At 30.2% G+C, this 25,702-nt stretch carries 21 protein-coding genes; 20 read left to right on the top strand and 1 reads right to left on the bottom strand.

Going from position 1 to position 25,702, the window contains the following annotated elements; all coding sequences use genetic code 11:
• Positions 1-5 precede the first annotated feature (5 nt).
• From FNB79_RS17250 to FNB79_RS11890, 14 genes are all read left to right on the top strand, one after another.
• A complete protein-coding gene (locus FNB79_RS17250; protein WP_185967768.1) occupies positions 6-371 on the top strand; it encodes a hypothetical protein in 366 nt (121 codons plus the stop codon).
• 458 nt (positions 372-829) lie between these two features.
• Entirely contained in the window at positions 830-2,128 is a 1,299-nt protein-coding gene (locus FNB79_RS11950) for a P-loop NTPase family protein (protein WP_143381522.1), read from the top strand.
• Between the two features lie 143 nt (positions 2,129-2,271).
• Positions 2,272-3,492 (top strand): hypothetical protein, encoded by a 1,221-nt coding sequence (locus tag FNB79_RS11945; protein WP_143381521.1) that lies wholly within the window; start codon positions 2,272-2,274, stop codon positions 3,490-3,492.
• Between the two features lie 211 nt (positions 3,493-3,703).
• A complete protein-coding gene (locus FNB79_RS11940; protein ID WP_143381520.1) occupies positions 3,704-4,276 on the top strand; it encodes a hypothetical protein in 573 nt (190 codons plus the stop codon).
• Between the two features lie 221 nt (positions 4,277-4,497).
• Positions 4,498-5,007, top strand: coding sequence for a WapI family immunity protein (locus FNB79_RS11935; RefSeq protein ID WP_185967750.1), 510 nt, complete (start codon positions 4,498-4,500; stop codon positions 5,005-5,007).
• A 167-nt stretch (positions 5,008-5,174) separates the two neighbouring features.
• Entirely contained in the window at positions 5,175-5,726 is a 552-nt protein-coding gene (locus FNB79_RS11930; protein WP_143381519.1) for a hypothetical protein, read from the top strand.
• 246 nt (positions 5,727-5,972) lie between these two features.
• Complete coding sequence (locus tag FNB79_RS11925; protein ID WP_143381518.1) at positions 5,973-6,920, top strand: hypothetical protein; 948 nt, start codon at positions 5,973-5,975, stop codon at positions 6,918-6,920.
• A 157-nt stretch (positions 6,921-7,077) separates the two neighbouring features.
• Positions 7,078-7,887, top strand: coding sequence for a hypothetical protein (locus FNB79_RS11920; protein ID WP_143381517.1), 810 nt, complete (start codon positions 7,078-7,080; stop codon positions 7,885-7,887).
• Positions 7,888-8,049: 162 nt separating this feature from the next.
• Positions 8,050-9,315, top strand: coding sequence for a hypothetical protein (locus FNB79_RS11915; RefSeq protein ID WP_143381149.1), 1,266 nt, complete (start codon positions 8,050-8,052; stop codon positions 9,313-9,315).
• A 166-nt stretch (positions 9,316-9,481) separates the two neighbouring features.
• Positions 9,482-12,373, top strand: a complete 2,892-nt coding sequence (locus tag FNB79_RS11910; protein ID WP_143381516.1) for a DEAD/DEAH box helicase — start codon at positions 9,482-9,484, stop codon at positions 12,371-12,373.
• A 186-nt stretch (positions 12,374-12,559) separates the two neighbouring features.
• Complete coding sequence (locus FNB79_RS11905; RefSeq protein WP_143381515.1) at positions 12,560-13,228, top strand: hypothetical protein; 669 nt, start codon at positions 12,560-12,562, stop codon at positions 13,226-13,228.
• Positions 13,229-14,505: 1,277 nt separating this feature from the next.
• Complete coding sequence (locus FNB79_RS11900) at positions 14,506-15,690, top strand: hypothetical protein (protein ID WP_143381514.1); 1,185 nt, start codon at positions 14,506-14,508, stop codon at positions 15,688-15,690.
• 168 nt (positions 15,691-15,858) lie between these two features.
• Positions 15,859-18,576 (top strand): DEAD/DEAH box helicase family protein, encoded by a 2,718-nt coding sequence (locus FNB79_RS11895; protein WP_143381513.1) that lies wholly within the window; start codon positions 15,859-15,861, stop codon positions 18,574-18,576.
• Between the two features lie 538 nt (positions 18,577-19,114).
• Positions 19,115-19,741, top strand: a complete 627-nt coding sequence (locus FNB79_RS11890; protein ID WP_143381512.1) for an immunity protein Imm33 domain-containing protein — start codon at positions 19,115-19,117, stop codon at positions 19,739-19,741.
• Positions 19,742-19,935: 194 nt separating this feature from the next.
• Here the strand turns inward: FNB79_RS11890 and FNB79_RS11885 are convergent, their stop codons facing one another.
• Positions 19,936-21,450, bottom strand: a complete 1,515-nt coding sequence (locus FNB79_RS11885) for an IS1182 family transposase (protein ID WP_143381511.1) — start codon at positions 21,448-21,450, stop codon at positions 19,936-19,938.
• Positions 21,451-21,592: 142 nt separating this feature from the next.
• On the opposite strand from FNB79_RS11885, the gene FNB79_RS17395 reads away from it, so the two are divergent.
• From FNB79_RS17395 to FNB79_RS17545, 6 genes are all read left to right on the top strand, one after another.
• The gene (locus tag FNB79_RS17395; RefSeq protein ID WP_236778444.1) at positions 21,593-21,802 is read left to right on the top strand and encodes a transposase; all 210 of its coding nucleotides are present in this window, start codon (positions 21,593-21,595) and stop codon (positions 21,800-21,802) included.
• Positions 21,803-21,991: 189 nt separating this feature from the next.
• Positions 21,992-22,843, top strand: a complete 852-nt coding sequence (locus tag FNB79_RS11875; protein ID WP_143381506.1) for an IS3 family transposase — start codon at positions 21,992-21,994, stop codon at positions 22,841-22,843.
• A 101-nt stretch (positions 22,844-22,944) separates the two neighbouring features.
• Complete coding sequence (locus FNB79_RS11870; protein WP_143381510.1) at positions 22,945-24,249, top strand: Fic family protein; 1,305 nt, start codon at positions 22,945-22,947, stop codon at positions 24,247-24,249.
• A 184-nt stretch (positions 24,250-24,433) separates the two neighbouring features.
• Positions 24,434-24,643 carry a transposase gene (locus FNB79_RS17390; RefSeq protein ID WP_236778444.1) on the top strand — a complete coding sequence of 70 codons (210 nt, stop codon included), beginning with the start codon at positions 24,434-24,436 and terminating at the stop codon, positions 24,641-24,643.
• 461 nt (positions 24,644-25,104) lie between these two features.
• Entirely contained in the window at positions 25,105-25,539 is a 435-nt protein-coding gene (locus FNB79_RS17550; RefSeq protein WP_143381509.1) for a DDE-type integrase/transposase/recombinase, read from the top strand.
• Entirely contained in the window at positions 25,466-25,681 is a 216-nt protein-coding gene (locus FNB79_RS17545) for an integrase core domain-containing protein (protein ID WP_394345112.1), read from the top strand. Before FNB79_RS17550 ends, FNB79_RS17545 begins: the two co-directional genes overlap by 74 nt.
• The last annotated feature ends 21 nt before the right edge of the window (positions 25,682-25,702 follow it).

The raw sequence follows: 25,702 nt of genomic DNA, 5'->3' as shown, positions 1-25,702 counted from the left end.
AAAAATTGCTAGTTTTAGCTAAACCAAAGTTAGTTGCTCGTTTGCTAGCTTCTGATTTTCCTTCGGAAAATCCTCGCACACAAACACGCAACTTTTCTTATACAAACACGTTGCCATTCATTGACGAACAAAACAAAAATGAACATAATTTAAAATTAAAAATGATGAAATATTTACAATTAATAGTAGGAGTTTTATTAATAGGATATTTAATAGATTCTTTTTTCGGAAATCAAAGTCCTGTTAATAAATTCGGGTTTGAAATAAACATATGGATTCAAAGATTGTTTTTAGCTTTAGGAGCTGCTGGATTTATAAGTATGTATTTTACGAAAAAGAAAGCTGAACGGAAAAACCAAAGACCGAACTGAATTTATTTTTAGGAATTGGAGCAGGAATTATTTTATACAAAGTTATATTTGAATTAATATGGCCTATGATATTTGATTGAAAATTCAAAATATAGAAATGAAAGCCACAGTGCATTTTTTAGCAAGTTTGCGGAATTATAATCTGAATGAAAATCAAAACCGAATTGAGCGCTGAAAATACCTCTTACGAATTACTCACTCAAACGGAATTGAATGACAGAACGTAGAATGAATTGCTGACTCGAATCCTCAAAAAAATGAAAAACAGAACTGAATCTAATAACCTGAACTCTGAAAAAACAACGAAATGGCAACACTGTGTATAATTAATTGCTTGGTTTTATCCAATTTACGAAAGTCTTAGCGGACTTTCTATCTGTGTTTTATTTGCTAATTTCAGTGCCTAAATCACGCAACTAATCATACACAAACACGTTGTAGTGCATTAAAACAAACATATGAAAAATAAAGTAACTGATGTTTTTGGAGTAAAAAGTACTTTAATTAAAACATATATAGAAAGAGAAAATGTTGATAGGAAATTTCAAGATGCCATTAATGGTGGAAATGAAGTCATCGTTTATGGTTCATCAAAACAAGGAAAAACTACTCTAATACTTAAACACTTAGACGAAACCGATTATATAAAAGTTGAATGCTCACCTCAAACAAATCCAATTGATATTTATAAATCAATATTAAGGCAATTAAATATCGGGTATATAGAAAGTGAAACAAATCACACAGGCAACCAACAAGGAGGTAAGATTAATGGTGGATTCAAAGTAAAAGTTCCAATGATTGGTGAAATTGGACTAGGTTCAGAAGTAAATGAAACAGATAGCCAATCTTCAACTCAAAAACAGATTTTTTTTGAATACAACCTTGAATTAGCGCAAGATGTATCTGAATTACTGCAAAAGAATAAATCGATAAAATATGTCGTACTGGAAAATTTCCACTATTTATCTCTAGAAACTCAAGAAAGTCTCGCATATGACTTACGAATTTTTCAAGACCATCAAATTATCTTTATAATTTTAGGAATATGGAGAGAAGCAAATAGATTAGTACAATTTAATGGTGACTTATTAGACAGAATTAGTGAAGTTCCTGTCGAACCTTGGGAAAAAAACGATTTTTCAAAAGTTATTGATAAAGGAGAAGTGCTTTTGAACGTTGATTTCTCTAATATAAAAACACAAATTATTAATTGTTCTTACGATAGTATTGGAGTTGTTCAGGAAATCTGTAAACAATGTTGTATTGCTGCTAACGTACATGAAGAATCAGAAACTAGAATAATTTTAGAACAAGAACATCTCGTAAAAGCGTTGAAAATAAAATCAAATGAATATGGTGTTAGGCATAATAGAAATTTTGAATCTTTTGTAGATATTAGTAGAAAAACAAGTACACAAAGTGGAAAAGCTTCTTTAGCTTTTCCTTATTATTTCATTCAACTATTACTAACCTTTCAATTAGACAATATAGAAAGTGGCTTAAGTAGGTCTTCGCTTCTTGAAGAAATTAGAAAAATACATCATAGACCAGATGATGTGAGGTCAAGTGATTTAGGTGCATTTTTACATAATATAACACAATACCAAATTAACAAAAAAATAAATCCCCCTTTTGTGGATTATGACAGAGGCGGAAAAATGTTAAAGATTATTGATTCTTCTTTATATTTTTATCTTAGAAATTGTAATCGTAAAGAAATTCTAGAAGACTTACCAAATCCTGTAGAAGAATAAACGCACTACAACACCGTGTATAATTAATTGCTTGGTTCTTGCCTACTTACGAAAATCCTCGCGGATTTTCTATTCGGTTTTTATTTATTAAATTACGTGCTTAACCACGCAACTAACCATACACAAACACGTTAGCAATAATTATGGCGAACAAAACAATATATTTCGTAACAATTATCTTTTTTTTTATTTCTTGTAAATCTATAAGAAATGAAAAAAAAGATATTGCATTCAACAATAAATATAAGTTTAAAGCCGAAATAGAAAGTGAATCTAAAAAAGACGCTTTAGAACCTGACTTTCAAAGTTACGCAACAGAGTACTCCTTTAAAACTGACCATAAAAATGCATTAAAATATTGGGATTTAGAATTTACTCCAAAAATTATTGGTTATAACCAGTTTCAATTTGATTCAATTAAAAATCTTTATGAAGCTGCAAAAGCAAAAGATTACATACTTAATCAATCCAAAGAGAACAAAATTGTTATTATAAATGAATCTCACCATAACGCATCTCACAGAGTATTCACAGAATCTTTGCTAAAAGAATTATTTAATAATGGTTACAAAAACTTGTTTCTTGAAGCCCTCACAAATGGTGATAAAAAAGACTCTTTGCTAAACTCAAGAAAATATCCTATTCAAAATTCAGGTTATTACACTAAAAACCCACAATTCGGAAATTTGATAAGAACAGCTAAAGAAATTGGATACGCAATTTATCCATATGAAACAACTGGTAATGAAGGAGGGGCTAAAAGAGAAATAGACCAAGCGAACAATATCTATAAAATAATTAAACAAAAACCATCTGAAAAGAATCTCATTCATTGTGGTTCAGGCCACGCTATTGAAGGAAATGTTAGTTTTTTTGGTGGCTTATCATTAGCTGGAAGATTACATAAATTGACTGGAATTAATCCGCTAACGATTGACCAAGTTTTTTACTCTGAAAAAAGTACTTTTGACTATAGCAATATTTTTGTTCAATCTTTTGACTTTAAGCATCCCTCCATTCTTCTTGATAAAAACTCAAACCCTTTTGCTTATAAAAATAATGACAGATGGATTGATATTGTTGTTTTTCATCCATTAACAAAATACATTAGTAATAGACCAAATTGGTTATTTAAAAACGGGAATAATAATGTGGCTATTAATATTTCTGATTTAAATTTGGATTTTCCTATTATGATATTTGCTTATAATAAAGGAGAAGATTTAAATGTTTCAATTCCAATTGATGTTATAGAAATTGAATATAAAACCGACTATTGTAATTTAGCACTTAAAAATGGAACTTATGAGATTGTAGCAACCAATGGAACTATGTCTGTCAAATTCGAACAAAAAGTAAAATAACTATTGCTAACAATGTATAAAAATAATTGCTTGGTCATTGCTTACTCGGAAAATCCAGAGGATTTTCCTCTGGCACGTTTTTGTTTACTAAATTAGATACTTAACCAGGCAACTATTCTTATACGAGACCGTTACCATACATTTGAGAAAAACCGCAATCATATTGATAATAGTGAGTTTGTTTTATAATTGTAAAACTGACAATACTAAAGTGGAACAGAAAAATGCGGAATTTTATTATCCACGAATTACGAATTTTGAGAAGGACTCGACTCTGACTAAAATTTATTTGGATTCTATCAAAGATTATGGCGAACTGATTAAAATAGCGGATAGAATTGCTTGCAATGGAAAACTACCTGTTCTGAAATTTAGTTCTGACAAAAACGACTTCAATCTTTTAGTTTTTAAAATGTGTTCAGAATCAAATATTATAGCAGATTATTCAGGAAAAAATGTAATCTCAATCGAAAATAATTCAGTAATTATAAATGACCAAATTGAAAAGCCTTTAGATAGTTTAAAAACTGTTTTACGAAATCATATCCTAAATCCCCAAAAACAATCTGACTATTCTCAAAATATAGACAAAGCTTTAATTTTTTATTATCAAGATAGTCTATTTGGAAAAGAAGAAATCAAAAAACAACTTATAAAAATAACAACTGAATTTAACGAGCTGAATCGGAAAAACGGCGATAGTCTTCCATTGAAAATTAAGTTAAGTGATTATCCATACATCCGAATTGAAATGCCGATACCACCACCACCGAATGAAAAATAAAAAACGTATGGTAACACCGTGTATAATTAATTGCTAGGTCACTGCCGACTTACGAACATTCCTGCGGAATATTCTATCTGTGATTTATTTGCTAAATTAGTTGCTTAAACACGCAACTAATCATACACAAAACCGTTGTGCGTAAGCTGTCAGACCAACGAAAATCGAGCTAGAATTTAAACTTTCCAACTACTTACGAACGAAAAAACAATCTGAATTAAATGATATTTAAAGGAATAAATAACCAAACAGTTGAATTTAGGATAACGAATTATCAGTTTCCTGAAATAACTGATTGTGAATATGATTCAAATTGGTTGTTGGTTTATTTAAAAATAAAAAGTGATTGTGGAAATTGGGAAACTGTTGACCCTTCGCTTTTGGTTAGAGATTTAAAAGACATTATTGAATGGTTTGAGCAACTTTCGAATGACATAGAAACAGATACTGATTCACTTGTGTTTATGGAACCAAATTTGGAATTTGAACTAACTAAAAAATTTGCGGATAAAAAACGGATAAGAATAACGTTTGATTTAGAATCTCGCAATCCGAATGCCAAAGATGACGAAGAATTTTATGTGGATTGTGAATTTAATAATGAGGAATTAAAACAAATTGCATCAGAATTGAAAAACGAAGCGGAATTATATCCAGAACGAGCCTTAACGAATAGAAAAAAATCATATATTGATGTGTTTAAAAATTTTGGTAAATCTTTATTCAATTGAATATGAAAAAGCCTACGCACAACACCGTGTATAATTAATTGCTTTTTAAGTTCTTACTTGCGAAAATTCCTGCGGAATTTTCTCGGGTTCGTAAATGTTTGTTAACTTAGTTGCTTAACCACGCAACTAACCATACACAAACACGTTGTGTAACATAAACATAAAATATGGGAAATAAGATTATACCATTGACTAATGGTGAAATAAAAATAATTGAAGAAAAATATAAAAAAGGGTTTACCAAATTTAAGACAACATCAATTATTGCACCGATTCTAGGTATATGTGCTTTATTTGCTCCTCCAGAATTTTGGAATTTTATTAAATTTTTCGATAAGAAAAAAAATATTAGAAATTTAGACGATGTTGCTGAACCAATGTATCAAAGTCCAATTATGATATTAATTGTTTTATTATTCATTGGTTCAGCTATTGCGTTAGTTTATTTTGGATTTGTTAAAAATTACAAGAAAGACCTAAATGAAAAAGTTAAGTTTAGAGGCGAATTTAAAGTTAAAAGGATTGAAAACCTTAGTCGTAAGGTTGCTGAAAATTTAGATGGTCTTGATACTGTTTTACACTTTGAAGAAAATAATTTAAAGGTTAAAAAACATCTTTTCAAAAAGTCTAAGAATCCTGAATTTTTAAACGCTAAAAAAATTATAATTGAACAATCTAAATATTCTAGAACAACATTTTTAGAAGAAATAGTGAGTTAAAAACGTTACACAACACGGTGTATAAAACATAGCTAATAAGTGTTTAACTAAAAGGTTTGTGCTTTTTTAAAGTCCGCCAAATTTTTAATTTGGCTTTTAAAAAGAGAAAATTAAAAACAAAATATAAAAATTCGGCTCTGTGTTTATCCGAAAAGTTAGTGTCTTTTTACACGCTACGTTTCATACACAAGTCCGTTAGCTACAAGCTAGAGGAACTCATAGCAATAATTAAACATAAATAAAACGATGAACGAATATATATTAAATGAATCTACACAATTAGCTTCAGAAAATATCGAAAATTCATTTATTTATAACATTATAAAAGATTTTGTCTTCCCTTTTATTTTAGCCTTAATTGGAGCTCTTGCTGCTTGGTTTGTTTTGATTAAACAATTAGTAAATGATAAAAAAAAGGAAAAAAAGACTAACAAGGAAGATTTAGAAAATAGATTGGCTTATTTTTCAATATTAATAGACAACGCAATTGAAAATTCAAAAGGTCAAAATGAAAATATTAAAACACTAATTTCAGATATTGAACATTCAGGTGTTAATTTTGTCCCGTTGATGAAATATCCAACATATGACTTAAAAATTATGGCAGAGAAGATTGATAAAGAAAATTACTTACTTTCTTATCTCAAGTTTTATTCACAAAAAGATAAAATAAAAACATTAAATGAGTTCAAAAAAATTCTAGATTCTTGTGGTATTATTAATGATGTATTCACACAGATTAATAAAGACCTTGAAAGTAAACAGATATTTGAATCAAATCAAAAAGAAAATTATTTTAAAAAATTAAATCATTGGGCTGATTTGTTTGGTACTAGTTTAGTTCATCTGAAAGAAAATAACAATCCTCTTTTTTATAAATTATTTGAAATAAACACAAAATCTGAACAAATAAAAAATCTAAATTCTAATAAAATTTTTGAAGCTCAATTTCAAAATTTATTAATACCAACATTAGAAATATTAGACAAAGCACATTCAGAACATATAGAATTTGATGAGAATACCGGAAATCTTTGGACTACAACATCAAGTGTTATAAATATTTACAAAAACTTGGAAAGAGCGTCGCATGGAATTAAAAACATGTTAATTCAGCAAAATAAGTTTATAACTATTCAGATAAATTCTTTAGAAAAAGCCAGCGAAAAACTTAGAAAAGAATTCTTGCATTAAAAAAGCCTGTAGCTAACACCGTGTATAATTAATTGCTTGGTTCTTGCATACTTGCGAAAATTCCTGCGGAATTTTCTCTGGTTCGTAAAAGTTTGCTAAATTAGTTGCTAAACCACGCAACTAACCATACACAAACACGTTGGCAACAAGCTGAAAAATGAAACACGGAATCAAGATTTTATATGGAATTTTAATAATTGGAATACTAGTTTCAATTTTTCACATTTCAAATGACCAAGGTGGTTCAGCTTTAGGAAATATAATAGACACTTTAACTATTACTTCAATAATTCTATTTCTTGCAACAATCATTTTCATTTTTCTTTCATTCAAAAAAAACATCCGAAAAATTAGTGTTTGGTTTCTTCTAGTTTTGAGTTGTCCACTTGCAGTTATGTCAATGACTCATATAACAAAAGAATATGGTCTAAAAATTACAGAAACAACAACGCCAAAAGAATTTGTTTATAACGTAAAAGTTGACCAAAAAAATTATGAGCTTGATAAAATTAAAATTCAAAAATTAGTTGACAGTTTAATAAAAGTTAAAACCATACAAAGACCAGCAAAATTAGCTTTGAGATATTTTAATGGAAAAATTTATAACGACACAATTGAAAGAGATTGGGCAATTGATTTGCCCGAAAAATTTGAGTATAAAGAATCAATTGTTGACACATTGTTTTACTCGGAAAACGGAAATGAAATTTTAGCAGGGTTATTAATAAACAAAGTATTTAGCGAATATCAAGATTATCCGGATGGCGGAATTGAATATTTTGGAAAAGGATTTAGGTTTGATAAAAACGACTTTAAACCAATAAAAATGCTGAAATACTCTGTGACAGGATATGACAATTATAAATCGTGTTCGGAAAGATTAAGATACTTTTATTTCAAAAAAACTGGAACTTATGAAAACGAACATAATATGAACGATACAAGGTTTTTAAATGGAACTGAATAAAAAAGCCAGTTGCCAACAATGTATAAAAATAATAGCGGATTAATCGCTAAAATGAAAGTAAGTAAATATAATAAAGGTCTGTATTTAACCGAAAAGTTAGTGTATAAAAATCCGCTACTATTCTTATACTAGACCGTTGTGCTTAATTACCAAAAAAACTAAATGAAAGAAAAATTAGAACTTTTAGAGAATGAATTTAAGGATTTGACTTTTGAATTGAAAGAAGAACAATTTCATTATTTAGAAGAAGGAATAAAAAAAGAAGACCGAATTTATGTTTCAGGTTTTAAAGGTAATTCTGAGTTTCAAATAGTTCTAAAACCTGACGACGACATTGATTTAATATCGGACCTTTTAAGAAAAGAACTTTTTATTTTTACTGACTTTCTTGCTATTAAATATGAAAATACAATTGAAGTACTTTTAACCACAATATCTTACAGAACTTCATTCAGAAATATCGAGTTTGATGAAGATGTAAACAGAGCTGTTGTCTGTAACATTGGGATGAATTACTTCAAAAATGACTTAAACATTCTTTTAGAAATCGGAGAAGATAACACCTTACCGAAATTTATTAAGTTCGTTAGAGGCGCTTTTAGATATTCAAGAAGAAGACCCACTATTCTAAAGATAGAGAACTTTAAAAAAGAGAGTCCAGATGGAGTAATAAATGACGTCCGTAGTATTATAAATTCTGTATTATTTGATATAGAATATAATTATGATATAGCTTTAGAAACAGTAAATATTGATGGTCTATTAAGAAGATATTTCAGAAGACGTAGAAAAAAGAATGAATTACCTTCCGAAAAGTTTAACTTGGTTTATAAAAAATATATTCCTGAATTAATTCAATATTTTCATATTGCAGAAAAGGTAGATTTTTTACCTTTTAAATTCATTTGTTATTACCATATTATTGAATATTTCTCAGACAAAAGTGCATACGACTTAGTTTCTAAAGAAGTAAAAAAGATTTTGCTTAAACCAGATTTTCATATAAAAACTGATAAATATGTAACGACTGCAATAAATCTGTTCAAAAAAGAAAATGACCGACATACAAATGATAAGGTAAAAATTGAAAGAGTATTAAAGCAATATATTAGAAGGGAAGAATTAAAGGAATCTATTGAGGAATTAGAATTAATCGAACACTTTTCGGAGCCTTTAACTTTTGATTGTGTAAAACCGTTAAAATTACCTGCAATCGATTTTGAAAAGGAAGGAAATTTCTTTGGAGAATTAACAAAAAGAATATACTCGACTAGATGCTCTATTGTTCATTCCAATCCTGATTTTGATGAATCTAAAGCAGTTCCTTTTAATCCATCACCTGGGAATATTGACAAATTAAGAATAGAAATTGAAATAATTAGTCAAATAGCAAGAACAATAATAATAGAAAGTAAGGAAAATAACTAAGCACAACACCGTGTATAATTCATTGCTAGTACAGGTTTACTTACGAAAATCCTCGCGGATTTTCTATTCGGTTTGTATTTGCTAAATTAGTTGCTAAAACACGCAACGAAATCATACACAAACACGTTGTAGCCAATACAAATAACCAACTTCAAAAATTTAATCCATGGCTTTTTTTATTGAAAATAAAGAATTATTTAAACTACAACCAGAAGAAGGAAATGGATTAAGAAAGTGCCAATTAGGTGCAATTTGGGCACTAAAAAGTCATTTTACAACATCATCAAATGACATTGCTTCTTTAATTAGTATGCCTACCGGTTCAGGAAAAACGGCATTGATGATGGCTACTTGTTTTGAATTAAATCTACAAAAAATACTAATCGTAGTTCCTTCTAAAATTCTTCGTAGGCAAATAGCTGAACAATTTAGAACTTTACAAGTTCTGAAAAACAGTAATTGTCTTCAAAGTGAAATTGAAGAGCTAAAAGTTTACGAAGTAACAAAAAGACAAAAAACAAGAGAACAATGGGAGCTAATTTTAAATGAATATGATGTCATTGTTGCGCATCCGAATAGTATATCACCATATTACAAGGACATTGAACCAATTCCAGTCGATTTAATAGATGCTGTCCTAGTTGACGAAGCTCATCACGAACCTGCAGAAACATGGCGTAAACTAAACGATTTTTATTCTGATTTAAAAAGAGTCTTTTTTACTGCAACACCCTTTAGGCGAGATAGGAAAAGAATGAAAGCTAAATTGATTTACCATTATTCTATTGACAGAGCTTTGGAAGATAACATAATGAGAGAAGTTAATTTTGTTGGCGAACAAGTTGGCATCCAAAACACAAACGAAGCACTCATGAAATCCGCTTTTGAGGTGTTTCAAAAAGAGAGAGAATTAAATCCTAATGCTTCAATCTTAATAAGAACTGATAGAATAGAAGATTCTATTATATTAACTCAACTATATAATGAAAACGGTTTTAATGTAGATTATATTCACTCAAAGCGTTCAGCTAATATTAATTCTCAGCTAGTAACAAAGGTAAAAAATAATGAGTTAGATGGTTTAGTTTGTGTTGGAATAGCAAGTGAAGGATTAGATATACCAAATTTAAAGGTAGCTGTTCTACATGCTACACCTCGTTCTATTCCTTACACAATTCAATTTCTTGGTCGAATTTCTAGACAACCTGATGACCAAGAAGGAAATGCCACACTTATTGCTAATAAAGACGAAGTCAAAGGTGAAGTATATAAACTATATAAATCGGATGAAACTTGGGGAAAACTTATTCCTCAACTAATTGACGAACAAATGCAAAGAGCTAGGCACTATAAGTCAAGTCAAGCAAAAGAGGCCGATTTTCAAATGCCAGAACTTAATGTTTTTTTTAGTGCTTTAATATATGAAACAGCTAATAATTTCGAATTTAAAAATGTTGGAGAAATCAATGCAAAAGACCCTTTTGAAATTCTAAGAATTGAACAACAAAATGATGATTCACCACTAATCATTGTAACTGCTTATCATAAACCATTGGACTGGGCAAGTGGTGAGATTCATATCGAAGACTTTTTAGATGTTCATTTATTATATCATCATTCTGATAGCAATCTTTTATTTGAATTAACAACTAGTGAACAGGCACTTGCTTCATTTAAAAAAGAACTCATTGAATCTGATTTAAAAAGATTACCACATAGCAGACTTTATAAGACTCTATCTCAATTTAGACAAAGTGATTACATTATGGTTGGTATGAAAAATGCTGTTTCTCAAGGAGCATCTCAACCATCATATAAAACAGTAATTGGAAGTGGTGTCCAAGCGTCAGTTAGAGCAAGTGAAGGAAGAGTCTTTAGTACTGGTCATGCTTTGTTAAAATTAGGGCTAAAAAAAACTTGGGGAATAGCTACAAAAAATGGACGTGTTTGGGCTATGAAAAGAGGTACATCTGAAGAGTTTAAAAATTGGTGTGATTCATTAGTCAATCTAATTGAAGATGGACCTGTAATAACTAATTTGCCTGGGCTTTCATTTTTAGCTAGTTCTGAACCTATTAATAATATAGAGGAATTACCAATAGCCATAATCCCTAACGACTTATTCTTTCGAGCTTATTCTACAATTATACATGTTAATGATATTGACCCAATAAGAAACTGCATTCCAGAAATTATTCCGTTAAACTTGGATATTGATAATAATCAATTACAATGTCAACTTAAAATAAATGAATTTGAATGTGAGTTATTAATGAACCTAACTGAAGATAAAATTTGGTCACTAATTACAGATAATGAAATTCGTGTTAGAGCTGACAAAAGTGAAAATGATATCATCGAAAAATCACTAGAAGAAATCTTAAATGAATATTATCCTTCTTTAATAATGCCTAGCGGTTCTGTAGTTGAAGGAAGAAATAAAATAACACCTAATACAACAATTGAAAACTTACCTACAAGCATTTGGAAAGTAAAAGATTGGACAGGTTGTAATATACGTGCTGAGAGATATGAAGAAGCACCTGTAGCTGGTAATGTTCCTGTAATTAACAAAACAATTGAATTAATTAATACTGATTTTGAAATTAATAGTGATGTTTTAATACTTGATGATGGTTCTCATGAAATTGCAGATTTAATTTGGTTTCAACAAAATACTAAACAAGTACATTTCATTCATTGTAAAGCCTCACATGGAGAAAATCCAGGTCGTAGAAAAGCTGATTGTGATATTCTTTTTACGCAAGCAATGAGAAGTATCCATTGGATTTCTTCTGTATCATTAATAGACAGACTTAGAGAACGTATTCAGGGTAATTCAGAATTAATACAAACTAGTCAAGCTACTTGGGACACCTTAGCTGATAATTTCAAAATTAATAATTGGAGTTATAATATAATTTTACCACAACCAGGTTTTGACATACAACAAGTATCAAATCGAGATAGAATTAATAATAATATTTACGAGTTAGCAATCCCAATGTATGAACGAATTTTAGGAAGTATGGCTCAACTAGAAATTTGGGGCTCATAAAAAAAGTACTGGCTACAACAACGTGTATAATTCATTGCTAGTTATAGCCTACTTACGAAAGTCCTCGCGGACTTTCTATCTGTGATTTATTTGCTAACTTTATTGCTTAAACACGCAACGAAATCATACACAAACACGTTACCTGCAAGCTGAAAAATGAGAATCCGAAACAACATACTTATTCTAATGACTCTGCTTATTTGCTCTTGTAATGAGAAAGCTGAAAAGCAAAAACCTGAAGAGATTTCGGAGTCGAATATCGAATCCAAAGCCGAACGAAATACAAAGTTGGAATTAAATACTGATTACTCAATATCTGCTGAACTTTTTGCAAAAGACGTTTTAAAAGAGAATTTAAGAAAACAAACCTTAGATATTACCAATTTAGAAAAGCCAATACACGCTCAAATTTTTGAAAATGTTGGATTAAAGAAAATAGAAGCTTACTCTAACAAAAATTATCCGAAAAATTCTGAACCTAATTATTACGAACATTTCACTCTATTTGTTGCTACTTATCAGAGCGAAATTAATGCTCTCAAAACATTTGAGTTGATTAAAATGACCTCTAAAGAAAATTTAGTTGAACACCAATTAGCTCAAAAAGAATTTGTTAATCGTGTTAAAGCACTTAATATCGGAGCAAAACCTGGTGGAATGATTGTCCAATCAGGAAGACAGATATTTAGTCTAGTCAAGACTTGCCGAGAAACACCAATTGGCGGAACTTGGAATGATTACGAAAAGAAGTTTATTAAATATTTGACAAAACGTGGCGATGAAGAATTTAAGGTTTTGAATTCACATTGCGGAATGAATAAATACGAATTGAAAACAATAAAAGCCAGCAGGTAACACCGTGTATAATTAATTGCTTTGTTATTGCCTACTTGCGAAAATTCCTGCGGAATTTTCTCTGGTTCGTAAAAGTTTGCTAACTTAGTTGCTAAACCACGCAACTAACCATACACAAATACGTTATGTACAAGTTCCCAAACCAACGAAAATCCTACTTAATTTAAAGTTTTCAGATTTCTAAGTAAGGAAAAAATTGAAATGCTGAATTGAAAAACACACTATGAATTTCACTCTAGCGGAATAAAAAATGTTGCAAAATACCACTCTGAATTTTAACTTTCCTAGAAACATTCTCTACATCGAAAATATAGCAAACTCTAAGTTTTGACGGATTTTAAAATAATCTGAACTTTAAGAAAGTTGTATTGGTAAAAGAGATTTCCCAGGTATATTTTTTTGCTACAAAAACATAATAAACCAATGGTTTGAGCTGAATATCTGAACCTTTAAACCTTCTAAAAATATCTACTACCTATTTTGATATTTAAGGTTAAAAATACATGTAGAACTATGGATTTTTACTCTTATGGTGGAAAGAAAATAAACCTGTACATAACACCGTGTAAAAAACATTGCTTACTTTAGTTCAATCGTTTGGTTCTTGCAATTTTGCTTACTGCTGATTTTCCTGCGGAAAATCCTCGCGTACAAAATCGCAACGTTCCTTACACAAACACGTTATGTACAAGTTCCCAAACCAATGAAAATCCTACTTAATTTAAAGTTTTTAGATTTCTAAGTAAGGAAAAATTGAAATGCTGAATTGAAAAACACACTATGAATTTCACTCTAGCGGAATAAAAAATGTTGCAAAATACCACTCTGAATTTTAACTTTCCTAAAAACATTCTCTACATCGAAAATATAGCAAACTCTAAGTTTTGACGGATTTTTAAAATAATCTGAACTTTGAGAAAGTCATATTGGTAAAAGAGATTTCCCAGGTATATTTTTTTGCGACAAAAACATAATAAACCAATGGTTTGAGCTGAAATATGAACCCTTAAACCTTCTAAAAATATCTACTACCTATTTTGATATTTAAGGTTAAAAATACATGTAGAACTATGGGTTTTTACTCTTATGGTGGAAAGAAAATAAACCTGTACATAACACCGTGTAAAAAACATTGCTTATTTTAGTTCAATCGTTTGGTTCTTGCAATTTTGCTTGCTGCTGATTTTCCTGCGGAAAATCCTCGCGTACAAAATCGCAACGTTCCTTACACAAACACGTTGTACGCAATGTCGGAAAACAGAACTTACTAGAAAATTATGAGAAATCTATTATTAATACTTTTAATCCCTCTTTTTGGATATTCTCAAAATTCTGATATTAAACCATATGTTGACTTTTTGAAAAAAGTAGAAAAAAAATCTGCTAAAGATTACATTATAGAACAGTTTAAAGAACACGACATTATAATTCTGTGTGAAAGAGACCATAGCGACATTTCTCAATACGAATTGATAAAAGAGATATTATCTGACGAATATTTTAAGAAAAATGTAAAAAACGTATTTACTGAAATCGGAGTTATAAATCTTCAGCCAGAAATAACCGATTTTCTTAAAACAAGAGGATTAGACAGTATTTATGTAGAAGAGAAACTGAACGAATTTCAACAAAATTCTGAATTTTATCCTGTTTGGGATAGATACAATTATCACTATTTCTTAAAAACAATTTATGACATCAACGATAATTCTGAAAATCAAATTTCTCTTTACCCTTCAGATTCTGAATTTGATTGGAAAAACGTAAAAACAGTTGAAGACTATACAAGGGAATATGAAATTGAAATTGAACCAAGAGATAGTTTAATTGCAAGTAATATCATTAATAAGTACCAAAAAATAAGTTCCGATAATAAAAAAGCTCTAATTATTTTAAATATTAGACACGCATATAAAGTTCATTCACATTATAATAATGGAGCAATTCAACAAAATACAGGGAAATACTTATCAGATTATTTTGGTAAACGTGCATTTTTTGTTTTATCAAATAGACCCATTTTTTACACCGAAGAGAATAAATTGATTTATGAACTCATTCAAGATGGAAAATGGGATGCTTCATTTAAATTTTTAGAAATTGATAATACTGGTTTTGATTTAAAAAATTCAATTTTTGGAAATGATGATTTTGATTTACAAAAAATCACTAATGTAGATAAATATAATGATGTATTTGATGGTTTTGTGTTTTACAAAAATATTGAAAACCACGAATTAATTGATGGCTATGAAGGTTTTATTTCTAAAGATTTTAAGAAAGAGCTTGTAAGAAGATATACAATTTTTTTTAAGTATATGGAAAACGAAAGAATCTTGAAAAATCTTGAAAATGAAGAATCTATTCAAGAAATAATTAAAGAGCTGAACACAAAAAGATATAGAAAATATAGAAATTTTGATTTTCTAATAAAAAGTAGAGAAAAACATTTAACTGATTAAAACACTGCGTACAACAAAGTGTATAATTAATTGCTTTTTACGTGCTTACTTGCGAAAATTCCTGCGGAATTTTCTCGGGTTCGTAAAAGTTTGCTAATTTAGTTGCTTAACCACGCAACTAACCATACACAAACACGTTAGGCGTAAGTTGAAAAAACACAAAGAATATTGAAAGAATTTCCAAAAGACATTAAATTCAAATACAGTTGGAGAAAATATCAACAACGTGTGCTTAATGAATTAGAAAATCATTTATCTGACGACCACTTACATATTATTGCTCCTCCAGGTTCAGGAAAAACAATACTTGGACTAGAAGTTGCTATTAGACTAAATAAACCAACATTAATTCTTGCACCAACGATAGCCATTAGGAACCAATGGATTCAAAGATTTTGTGAGTTATTTTTACAAGAAAGCATTACGCCCGATTGGATTTCAAGAGATATTCGAAATCCTAAATTTATTACGGTAGCAACTTACCAAGGTTTGCACGCAGCTTGTAATAATTTACGAATTAAAAAGAAGGAAAACGAAGAGGATATAGAAGACATTGAAGAAGAAATCCCAACTAATTTAGAATTAGAAAACATAGTTAAGAAATTAAAAGTACAAAAGGTTAAAACTATAGTTGTAGACGAAGCTCACCATTTAAAAAACGAATGGTGGCAGACATTAACAAAAGTAAAAGAAGGTATCAAACCTATTATTGTAGGTCTAACTGCAACACCTCCTTATGATGTGTCAATTACGGAATGGCAAAGATATCTTGAATTAAATGGCCCAGTTGATGCCGAAATTTCAGTTCCCGAATTAGTTATTGAAGGTGATTTATGCCCTCACCAAGACTATATTCATTTTACACTTCCTACAGAAAAGGAAAACCAAAACATAAGAGAGTTTAGAGAAAATATTGAAAGATTATTTTCTGAAATAAAACAAGACGATACGTTAGTAAAAGCAATAGAAAACCACCCTATTTGGCTTAATCCCACAAATCAATTAGATTGGATTTATACTAATCTCCCCTACTATTCTGCTTGTCTTATTTTTCTAAACGCTAACCAAAAAGAGATTCCTATAACACATTTAGAAATAATTGGAGATAAAAATCTAACAATTCCGAAACTTGATTACAACTGGATTGAAACAATTTTAGACTTTTATTTATACAAAGAAAAAGAGCATTTTACTCAATTTGAAGAGCATAAAAAAAATCTTGAAAACAGATTAAGAAGATACGGAGCAATCGAAAAAAAGAAAATTAACTTTTCGCATAATAAAAAGGTTACCGGTTTTTTAACTTCAAGTATTAGTAAATTAAACGGTATTAAAGAAATTGTTGATTTTGAATACACTCAATTTGGTAAAGATTTAAGAATGGTAATTCTATCTGATTATATTCGCAAAGAATTTTTCGTTAACACCTCAGAAAACAACATCGAATTAAATAAAATAGGCATAATTCCAATTTTTGAAAAACTACGAAGACAGAACATTGATCATAAAAAAATTGGTGTTCTTACGGGTTCAATTATTATCATTCCCAAATCAGCATTCACAATATTTCAAACAAAAGCGCTAGAATTAGGTATTACAAAAATCAATTCTTCTACAGTTCCTTATGATGCAAATTACATTCGCATTAATCAATCTGAGCAATTAAAAAACGATATAATAAATATTGTTACACAAATTTTTCAAATTGGTGAAATTGAAGTTCTAATAGGCACTAAATCTTTACTTGGTGAAGGTTGGGATGCTCCAGCAATTAATTCTTTAATATTAGCAAGTTTTGTAGGTTCTTTTGTTCTTTCAAATCAAATGAGAGGAAGAGCCATTAGAACACAAAATGGCAACATTAATAAAACAGGTAATATTTGGCATTTAGTTACAATAGACCAAACTTCAACAACGGGTGGAGATGATTTTGAATTATTAAAGAGAAGATTTAGAGGTTTTGTTGGTGTTTCATTTAAGGAAAATGCAGGAATTGAAAACGGAACCAATCGATTAAATTTACCCGAAAACATATATTTAAAGGAAGAAGCAGAGAAAAAGAATAAAGAAATGTTTTCTTATGCTGCCAATAGAGAAAGTTTAAAACAAAGGTGGGAAGTGGCACTAAAAAGTGGAGTAACTCTTGTGGAAGAAATTAAAATTCCATTTAAGGAAGAGAAAGAATACAAGGCCATAAAATCACTATACTTTTATAAAACAATCGGAAATCTATTAGCTACTTTAGGCTCAGGGCTAGTTGGTTTTGGAATAGAAAGTTTACAAGGTCTAGGGCGAGCAGCTAAGAATATTAGGTCTACCAAAGACTTATATTTTTATCTTGCCATAATTGGAGCAACTGGTGTAGCTATATTCGGAAGATTTACGTTAAAAACATTAAGGCTATACTTTAAGTACAGAGACATTTCTAAAGACATCCAACAAATAGGAAATGCTTTATTAAATTCACTAATAAAAGCGGGAATAATTCACACGAATAACTCCAACCTAAGAGTTAAAACCACCATAGATGAATGGGGTTCAGTTTTTTGTCATTTAGAAGGCGGTACAACATTTGAAAAATCAACTTTCGTAAACTCGCTAAAAGAAATTATTAACCCTATAGACAATCCTAGGTATGTAATAATTAGAAAGAATATGTTTATGATGTTTTTACAGCAAAAAGATTATCATTCAGTTCCTGAAATATTAGGTAAGAACAAGAAGTTGGCAGAATTTTTTAAAAACCAATGGCAACGGCTTGTTGGCAATTGTGAATTAATCTTTACACGAACAATTGACGGAAGGAAAGCCTTATTGAAATCAAGAGTAAAATCTTTATCCTCTCAATTTGAAGAAAAAGCAGAACACGTAAACAAGTGGAGATAGAAGAAAACCTACGCCTAACACTATATATAGCAAATAGGGCGTTCGTAATAACCGAAAGTTCATTACCTTTAACAAACACCGCCAAATTTTTAATTTGGCTTTTAAGATGAAAAAATAAAAACAAAATATAAATATTTGGCTCAGAGCAAAACCGAAAGTGTATAGCTTTCTACTGCCCTACTTGCCATATATTAAACGTTAGCCTTAATTAGAGAAAAAACCAGAAATGATATTCAATAATAGAAAAAGAAAACAAGCAGTAAAAGACTTTTTTGAATATGTAGAATCTGAATTATTAACTAATGAATAAAATTCAGATGTCATTAATGGATTAAAAAAACAGCTTGAAAACGGATTAGAACTAATAGAAAATAATGAATGGGGAATCGCTTTTGAAAGCCTTTCATCAGAATTAGTTGAACATTAGATTATAGTTGATAGAAATGGAAATGATTTAGTAAAAAAAGTAATTAAACTCTGTAAGCTAAACAAAAAATGGGAATTTGATTTAAGGAGAATAAATTCACTTGGGTACAAAATGGGAAGTTGGAAATTAACTGACTCTGAAAAATTAGCAAAAGAAAATATATACACGTTTTACAAACCAAGCAGAGAAATATTAAATAACCTTAAGGTTGGAAATATCGTGAAACTTACGTTTGAATTTGAGTCTTCTAACCCTGAACATCCAGGAGCAGAAAGAATGTGGGTTGAGATTACAGAAATTAATAAAGGAAAGTTTAAAGGAACTTTGGATAATCATCCTTTTTATCTTCACGAATTATATGCAGGAGACGAAATAGAATTTAAATATAAGCATATAATCGACCACGATTTAGGATTATCTGAACCAAATTTGGTAGACAAATATTACGACAGATGCTTTGCTACAAATAAAGTATTGTATGAAAATGCACCAATTAACTACATTTACAGAGAAGAACCAATGGAAGTGGATGAAGAAAGAGATTATGTAGATACTGGTTGGAGAATATTATCAGGAGACGAATCTGATGAATATATGGAAGATTTAGAAAATATTAGTTTGGTTTCTATTGGTTCGGTTTTGTCAAGAGATGATTCTTTTATTGACTTACTCGACTCTGAAGTTGGAACAAGTTTTGAACGGAATGAAAATGGAATATTTGAAAAAATTAACGAATAATAACTAAGGCTAACACCGTATAAAATTAATTGCTAGTGCAAGCTTACTTACGAAAATCCTCGCGGATTTTCTATTCGGTTTGTATTTGCTAAATTAGTTGCTAAAACCACGCAACTAATCTTATACAAACACGTCAGTCTGTCTAATAACTTGCTGCGTTTTTATATGTTTCTACTAAAATACAGTTTTTTCTACTAGACGTGAGCTAAGATTCTATATTTTGAATTTTGTTTGTAGGGTTCTTCAAAACTTGTTAGAATAGCTGTAAAAAGCCTAATTAAAGATCTGTGAGCTTGAACACGAGGTGTATTTGTTTTTCTAAAGATATTCCAAATTCTTTTTAAGTTATAGGCAATAAACATAAATCCTACATCTGCACTAGCACGTTGTATCGTTTTTTTAGTCATAATATGATCAAAACTCCACTGGCGTTTTATGGTTCCGTATGGATGCTCTACAATGGCTTGGCGTTTTTTGTAAGCATCAGGATTTTGCAATACGCTCTTTACGTTGGCTTCAATATATTTATGGAATTCACTGCGCTGTACTACTTTTCCATTTACTTTAGACGTGGTGCATAATGCTCTTGCGGGGCAAGCTTTACATTTGGTTGTTTTATATTGTTTGAAGTTGTAATTACGAGCTTTATAGATACTTCCATTACTTTTAAGTATATTTCCTTCCGGGCAGGTATAGGTGTCGTGTTCTTTATTATATTTAAAATGTTCTGAGTTATAGTTAGGGTCTGGAGCTTGCGATGCTCTTCCTATTCCAGGAATAGCAACAAGGGTTTTAATACCCAGTTTATTAGCAGTTTTAAATTCACTTCCTGTATGATATCCTTTGTCGTATAGCGCCGTAAATGTATTTGTCCCTAGAATGGTTTTAGCTCTCTGTAACATCTGTCCCATAGCTTTGGAGTCATTTTTATTGGTAACCAAGTAGTCGAACGGAATATTGTGATCTGCGTCCACAGTAGATTGTACACAGTAAGCAACTTCAGTAATATTGTTACGCACAATTAAATGCTTGCTATCGGGATCAGAGGTAGAAATTTGTGGTTCTCCAGAGGCATTCAGCTGTACATTTAGTTTTTCGTATTCTTTTCTACGACCTTGATGCTTATCAATATTCTTCTTAATATCTTCTTTCTCATTTTCACTATCACTTTGCTCAAGAGCTTTGTTATATTGCTCTAATTTATTGTCAATATAATCTATGTGACGCTGTATTTTCTTTTTATTAAAATTGTTTTTCTTACTATTCTGAGCTCTAAACTTAGTACTGTCTCCTGCTATAAGTGTAGCTCCGATAAGCCCAAAATTGCGTGCAATTTGCACGGTAGCAAAGAACACTTTTTTAATAGCTTTTGCATTATCTTTTCTGAAGTTACTGATGGTGTTGTGGTCTGGGGTTAGCGATTCAAGCAGCCACATGACTTCAATGTTACGCCTGCATTTTTTTTCTAATTGTCTTGAAGAACGCATACGGTTCATGTATCCGTAGATGTAAAGTTTGAGAAGAACAGCTGGGTTATAGGCCGGAGGACCGTTTTCGGTAAAGTCTGAACGGAATCCTAGTTCTGCAAGGTTAAGTGAATCTACAAATTGATCTATAGACCTTACGCTGTTCTCAGATTCTATAGAATCTTCAAGAGAAACAGGAAAAAGGCAGGTCTGTTTTCGGTCTTTTCCAAGTATGAATTTCATAACTAAAAAATACAAAAATCACCTGTAAATTACTTGAGAACTTCTTAAAAATATAACTGAAAAAAGGAATAGTTATTAGACAGTCTGCCGTTGTGCCCAATTATGACCCGTCCTGAATAAAGGCTACATAATTTTAAACATTATGTACAAAAATGACAAAGTAATCAGACGGTATTCAGAACCTTTCAAACTGAAAATTTTAGCCGAACTTACAACCGGTAAACACACAAAGAGCGAACTTTGTAAACTCTACTCCATTGCTCCTACAACAGTTAATGAGTGGATTAAAAAATACAATCGTAAAGATCTAATGAACACCAGAGTAAAAGTGGAAACAAAAGACGAAACTTAACGAAGTGGTTCAGCGAAGCTAAATATCCAGAATTAAGGCTCTTCAAAAAGAGATTGAACAGCTTAAAAAACTACTGATTAAAAAGGATTTAGATACTTTGGTATTAGATTCATACCTTGAGGTAGCAGCCGAAGACTTAGGCTATAAATCTGTAGCTGAACTAAAAAAAAAGCTAAGTATAAAGCCTTAATTAAAGCTAAAGAGAAATCTAAGGGATTTACATCTTTAACAACTATAACGCGTTGTTTTGGACTTAAACGTGATGCGTATTATAAATACAAATCTAGAGCTGATAAGCGGTTAATAAAAGAACAACAAATTATAAAAATAGTCAGTAGAAAACGTAAATCCCTTCCTAGAGAAGGTGTCCGTAAACTCATTAGATCGTTAGACAATGAGTTTTACAAAGCCAATCTTAAAGTCGGTAGAGACTCTTTATTTAGCGTACTTAGAAAGTATAATATGCTTACACTAAGAAAGAAAACTAGTGCCAGAACTACAAACTCTTATCATCGTTTTTATAAATACAATAACCTGATAAAAGATATGGAAATTACAAGGCCAAATCAGGTGTGGGTAAACGATATTACCTACATAAGAACCATTAAAGGATTTTGTTACTTAGCACTAATAACAGATATGTATTCTAGGAAAATCGTAGGATATGACCTCAGTAATAGCCTGGAACTAAAAGGATGCGTGAGACCTTTAAACAAGGCTCTGTACCAAGCAAAGAATGTTAAAGGTCTTATCCATCATTCAGACAGAGGAATACAGTATTGCAGTAATGTGTATACACAAATACTTAAAAGAAATAAGATAGATATTAGTATGACAGAAGAAAATCATTGTTACGAAAATGCTATGGCAGAGCGGGTAAATGGCATATTAAAAGATGAATTCTATCTTGACCAAACCTTTGATAACGTGGCGCACGCAAAGAGAGCTACAAAAAATGCAATTAATCTATACAACGAAATAAGATTACATTTATCTTTAGATTATAAAACACCTAATATGGTATATAAATTATCAGCGTAAATTCAATTTTAACCTGTAGCCATATTTCAGGACAAGACATTTAACCTTAATAAATTTGCAACAGAAACAAAACATTGTTAATTTTGTAAGACATTTTAACAATGTTTACAATGAAACTTGAGAAACCACCTAAATTTGAATTAAATATTAAACACCTTAAAAAAATTATTCAAGGTGAGTTCACAGAATTTATTCAAAAATCTGATGAAAAATATCTTTATTGGGATGAGTTAAAATACAAAAAAAATACACCATTTGAATCTCAATTAGAAAACTGGACATTAATTAAAACTTATCGAACTACCAAATATGAAAAATTAAAATTTGGGAGCTACACTTTTAATTTTTTTATATCTGAATATATATCTAAAAATCTGCACGATTTTGATTTAAAATTAATGGGTGAACTTCAAAAAAATCCAATTCTTCCATCAGATAGAGTTGAGTTTTTTAAAAATTCTTTACTTGAAGAAGCTGTTGCATCTTCTCAGGTAGAAGGAGCCGCGACAACGACAGAAGTAGCAAGAGATATGCTAAAATCTGGAAGAGAGCCCAGAAACGAATCAGAACAAATGATATTTAATAATCTTAGAGCTATTGAATACATTTCTGAATATGTTAATTCAAAAATTGATTTTAAAATTATAATTGAATTACACAAAATAATGACAGCTAATACAGATGCTGAAAAATATTCTAGTGATTTCAGAAAAGGAGAAGTATTTGTCACAGACCACGTTGATGGAGAAATAGCACATATTCCACCAGATTGGAAAGAAGTTGAAGGGTTAATGGGAGAACTATGTTCATTTCTAAATGATGATAATAAGTTTATTCACCCAATAATAAAAGCTTCCATCATTCATTTTTTAATAGGATTTATACACCCATTCAAAGATGGTAATGGAAGAACAGCTAGAGCTTTATTTTATTGGTTTTTATTAAAAAAAGGATATTCGCTTGTTAGAAACATATCTATATCAAGAGTTATTTTAGAATCTAGAAATCAATACGATAAAGCATTCTTAAAAACTGAATATGACAATAATGATTTAAACTATTTTATTACATATTCAATAAAAAATATACGAGTTGCTTTTGAAAAGTTAACTCAGTATCGAGACAAAAAACTAGAAGAAAGAAAAAAAGCAAATCTTGTTTCTTATGAGTTATTACATAAAGGATTAAACAAAAGACAAGCTGATTTGATTGGGTATTTGTACTTAAAAAACAAAAATAATATCACACTAAAGTCTTATTGTGAAAAACACGAGATTGTAAGGCAAACTGCTAGTAAAGATATAAATGAATTAATAAAATTAAATTTAATTAAAGAAGAAAAATCAACAAAACCATACAAATATTCTTTAAAAAACAGAACTGAAATTGATAATTATATAAAATAAAAACTGCATACAACAATGCCTATAAGTAATTGCTTGTTCTCGCCTACTTCTGAAAATCCTTGCGGATTTTCAACTTGGTGTGTACTTGCAAAGTTAAATGCTAAACCACGCAACTACTCATAGCCGATACCGTTGCCCACAATTTTGACCCGTCCTGAATAAAGGCTACATAATTTTAAACATTATGTACAAAAATGACAAAGTAATCAGACGGTATTCAGAACCTTTCAAACTGAAAATTTTAGCCGAACTTACAACCGGTAAACACACAAAGAGCGAACTTTGTAAACTCTACTCCATTGCTCCTACAACAGTTAATGAGTGGATTAAAAAATACAATCGTAAAGATCTAATGAACACCAGAGTAAAAGTGGAAACAAAAGACGAAACTTAACGAAGTGGTTCAGCGAAGCTAAATATCCAGAATTAAGGCTCTTCAAAAAGAGATTGAACAGCTTAAAAAACTACTGATTAAAAAGGATTTAGATACTTTGGTATTAGATTCATACCTTGAGGTAGCAGCCGAAGACTTAGGCTATAAATCTGTAGCTGAACTAAAAAAAAGCTAAGTATAAAGCCTTAATTAAAGCTAAAGATAAATCTAAGGGATTTACATCTTTAACAACTATAACGCGTTGTTTTGGACTTAAACGTGATGCGTATTATAAATACAAATCTAGAGCTGATAAGCGGTTAATAAAAGAACAACAAATTATAAAAATAGTCAGTAGAAAACGTAAATCCCTTCCTAGAGAAGGTGTCCGTAAACTCATTAGATCGTTAGACAATGAGTTTTACAAAGCCAATCTTAAAGTCGGTAGAGACTCTTTATTTAGCGTACTTAGAAAGTATAATATGCTTACACTAAGAAAGAAAACTAGTGCCAGAACTACAAACTCTTATCATCGTTTTTATAAATACAATAACCTGATAAAAGATATGGAAATTACAAGGCCAAATCAGGTGTGGGTAAACGATATTACCTACATAAGAACCATTAAAGGATTTTGTTACTTAGCACTAATAACAGATATGTATTCTAGGAAAATCGTAGGATATGACCTCAGTAATAGCCTGGAACTAAAAGGATGCGTGAGAGCTTTAAACAAGGCTCTGTACCAAGCAAAGAATGTTAAAGGTCTTATCCATCATTCAGACAGAGGAATACAGTATTGCAGTAATGTGTATACACAAATACTTAAAAGAAATAAGATAGATATTAGTATCAGAAGAAAATCATTGTTACGAAAATGCTATGGCAGAGCGGGTAAATGGCATATTAAAAGATGAATTCTATCTTGACCAAACCTTTGATAACGTGGCGCACGCAAAGAGAGCTACAAAAAATGCAATTAATCTATACAACGAAATAAGATTACATTTATCTTTAGATTATAAAACACCTAATATGGTATATAAATTATCAGCGTAAATTCAATTTTAACCTGTAGCC

This window comes from Formosa sediminum, assembly GCF_007197735.1.
GTDB classification, from domain to species: Bacteria; Bacteroidota; Bacteroidia; order Flavobacteriales; family Flavobacteriaceae; genus Formosa; species Formosa sediminum.
This window is presented reverse-complemented; position numbering and strand designations above follow the sequence as displayed.

What these genes read in the sequence shown, in the direction of transcription:
- FNB79_RS11945 (WP_143381521.1), top strand. Translation starts at nt 2,272, where the DNA reads ATGGCGAACAAAACAATATATTTCGTAACAATTATCTTTTTTTTTATT.
- FNB79_RS11915 (WP_143381149.1), top strand. Translation starts at nt 8,050, where the DNA reads ATGAAAGAAAAATTAGAACTTTTAGAGAATGAATTTAAGGATTTGACT.
- FNB79_RS17550 (WP_143381509.1), top strand. Translation starts at nt 25,105, where the DNA reads ATGCTTACACTAAGAAAGAAAACTAGTGCCAGAACTACAAACTCTTAT.
- FNB79_RS11930 (WP_143381519.1), top strand. Translation starts at nt 5,175, where the DNA reads ATGGGAAATAAGATTATACCATTGACTAATGGTGAAATAAAAATAATT.
- FNB79_RS11925 (WP_143381518.1), top strand. Translation starts at nt 5,973, where the DNA reads ATGAACGAATATATATTAAATGAATCTACACAATTAGCTTCAGAAAAT.
- FNB79_RS11935 (WP_185967750.1), top strand. Translation starts at nt 4,498, where the DNA reads ATGATATTTAAAGGAATAAATAACCAAACAGTTGAATTTAGGATAACG.
- FNB79_RS11885 (WP_143381511.1), bottom strand. Translation starts at nt 21,450, where the DNA reads ATGAAATTCATACTTGGAAAAGACCGAAAACAGACCTGCCTTTTTCCT.
- FNB79_RS11890 (WP_143381512.1), top strand. Translation starts at nt 19,115, where the DNA reads ATGGGAAGTTGGAAATTAACTGACTCTGAAAAATTAGCAAAAGAAAAT.
- FNB79_RS11905 (WP_143381515.1), top strand. Translation starts at nt 12,560, where the DNA reads ATGACTCTGCTTATTTGCTCTTGTAATGAGAAAGCTGAAAAGCAAAAA.
- FNB79_RS11950 (WP_143381522.1), top strand. Translation starts at nt 830, where the DNA reads ATGAAAAATAAAGTAACTGATGTTTTTGGAGTAAAAAGTACTTTAATT.
- FNB79_RS17395 (WP_236778444.1), top strand. Translation starts at nt 21,593, where the DNA reads ATGTACAAAAATGACAAAGTAATCAGACGGTATTCAGAACCTTTCAAA.
- FNB79_RS17390 (WP_236778444.1), top strand. Translation starts at nt 24,434, where the DNA reads ATGTACAAAAATGACAAAGTAATCAGACGGTATTCAGAACCTTTCAAA.
- FNB79_RS11900 (WP_143381514.1), top strand. Translation starts at nt 14,506, where the DNA reads ATGAGAAATCTATTATTAATACTTTTAATCCCTCTTTTTGGATATTCT.
- FNB79_RS11870 (WP_143381510.1), top strand. Translation starts at nt 22,945, where the DNA reads ATGTTTACAATGAAACTTGAGAAACCACCTAAATTTGAATTAAATATT.
- FNB79_RS11920 (WP_143381517.1), top strand. Translation starts at nt 7,078, where the DNA reads ATGAAACACGGAATCAAGATTTTATATGGAATTTTAATAATTGGAATA.
- FNB79_RS11910 (WP_143381516.1), top strand. Translation starts at nt 9,482, where the DNA reads ATGGCTTTTTTTATTGAAAATAAAGAATTATTTAAACTACAACCAGAA.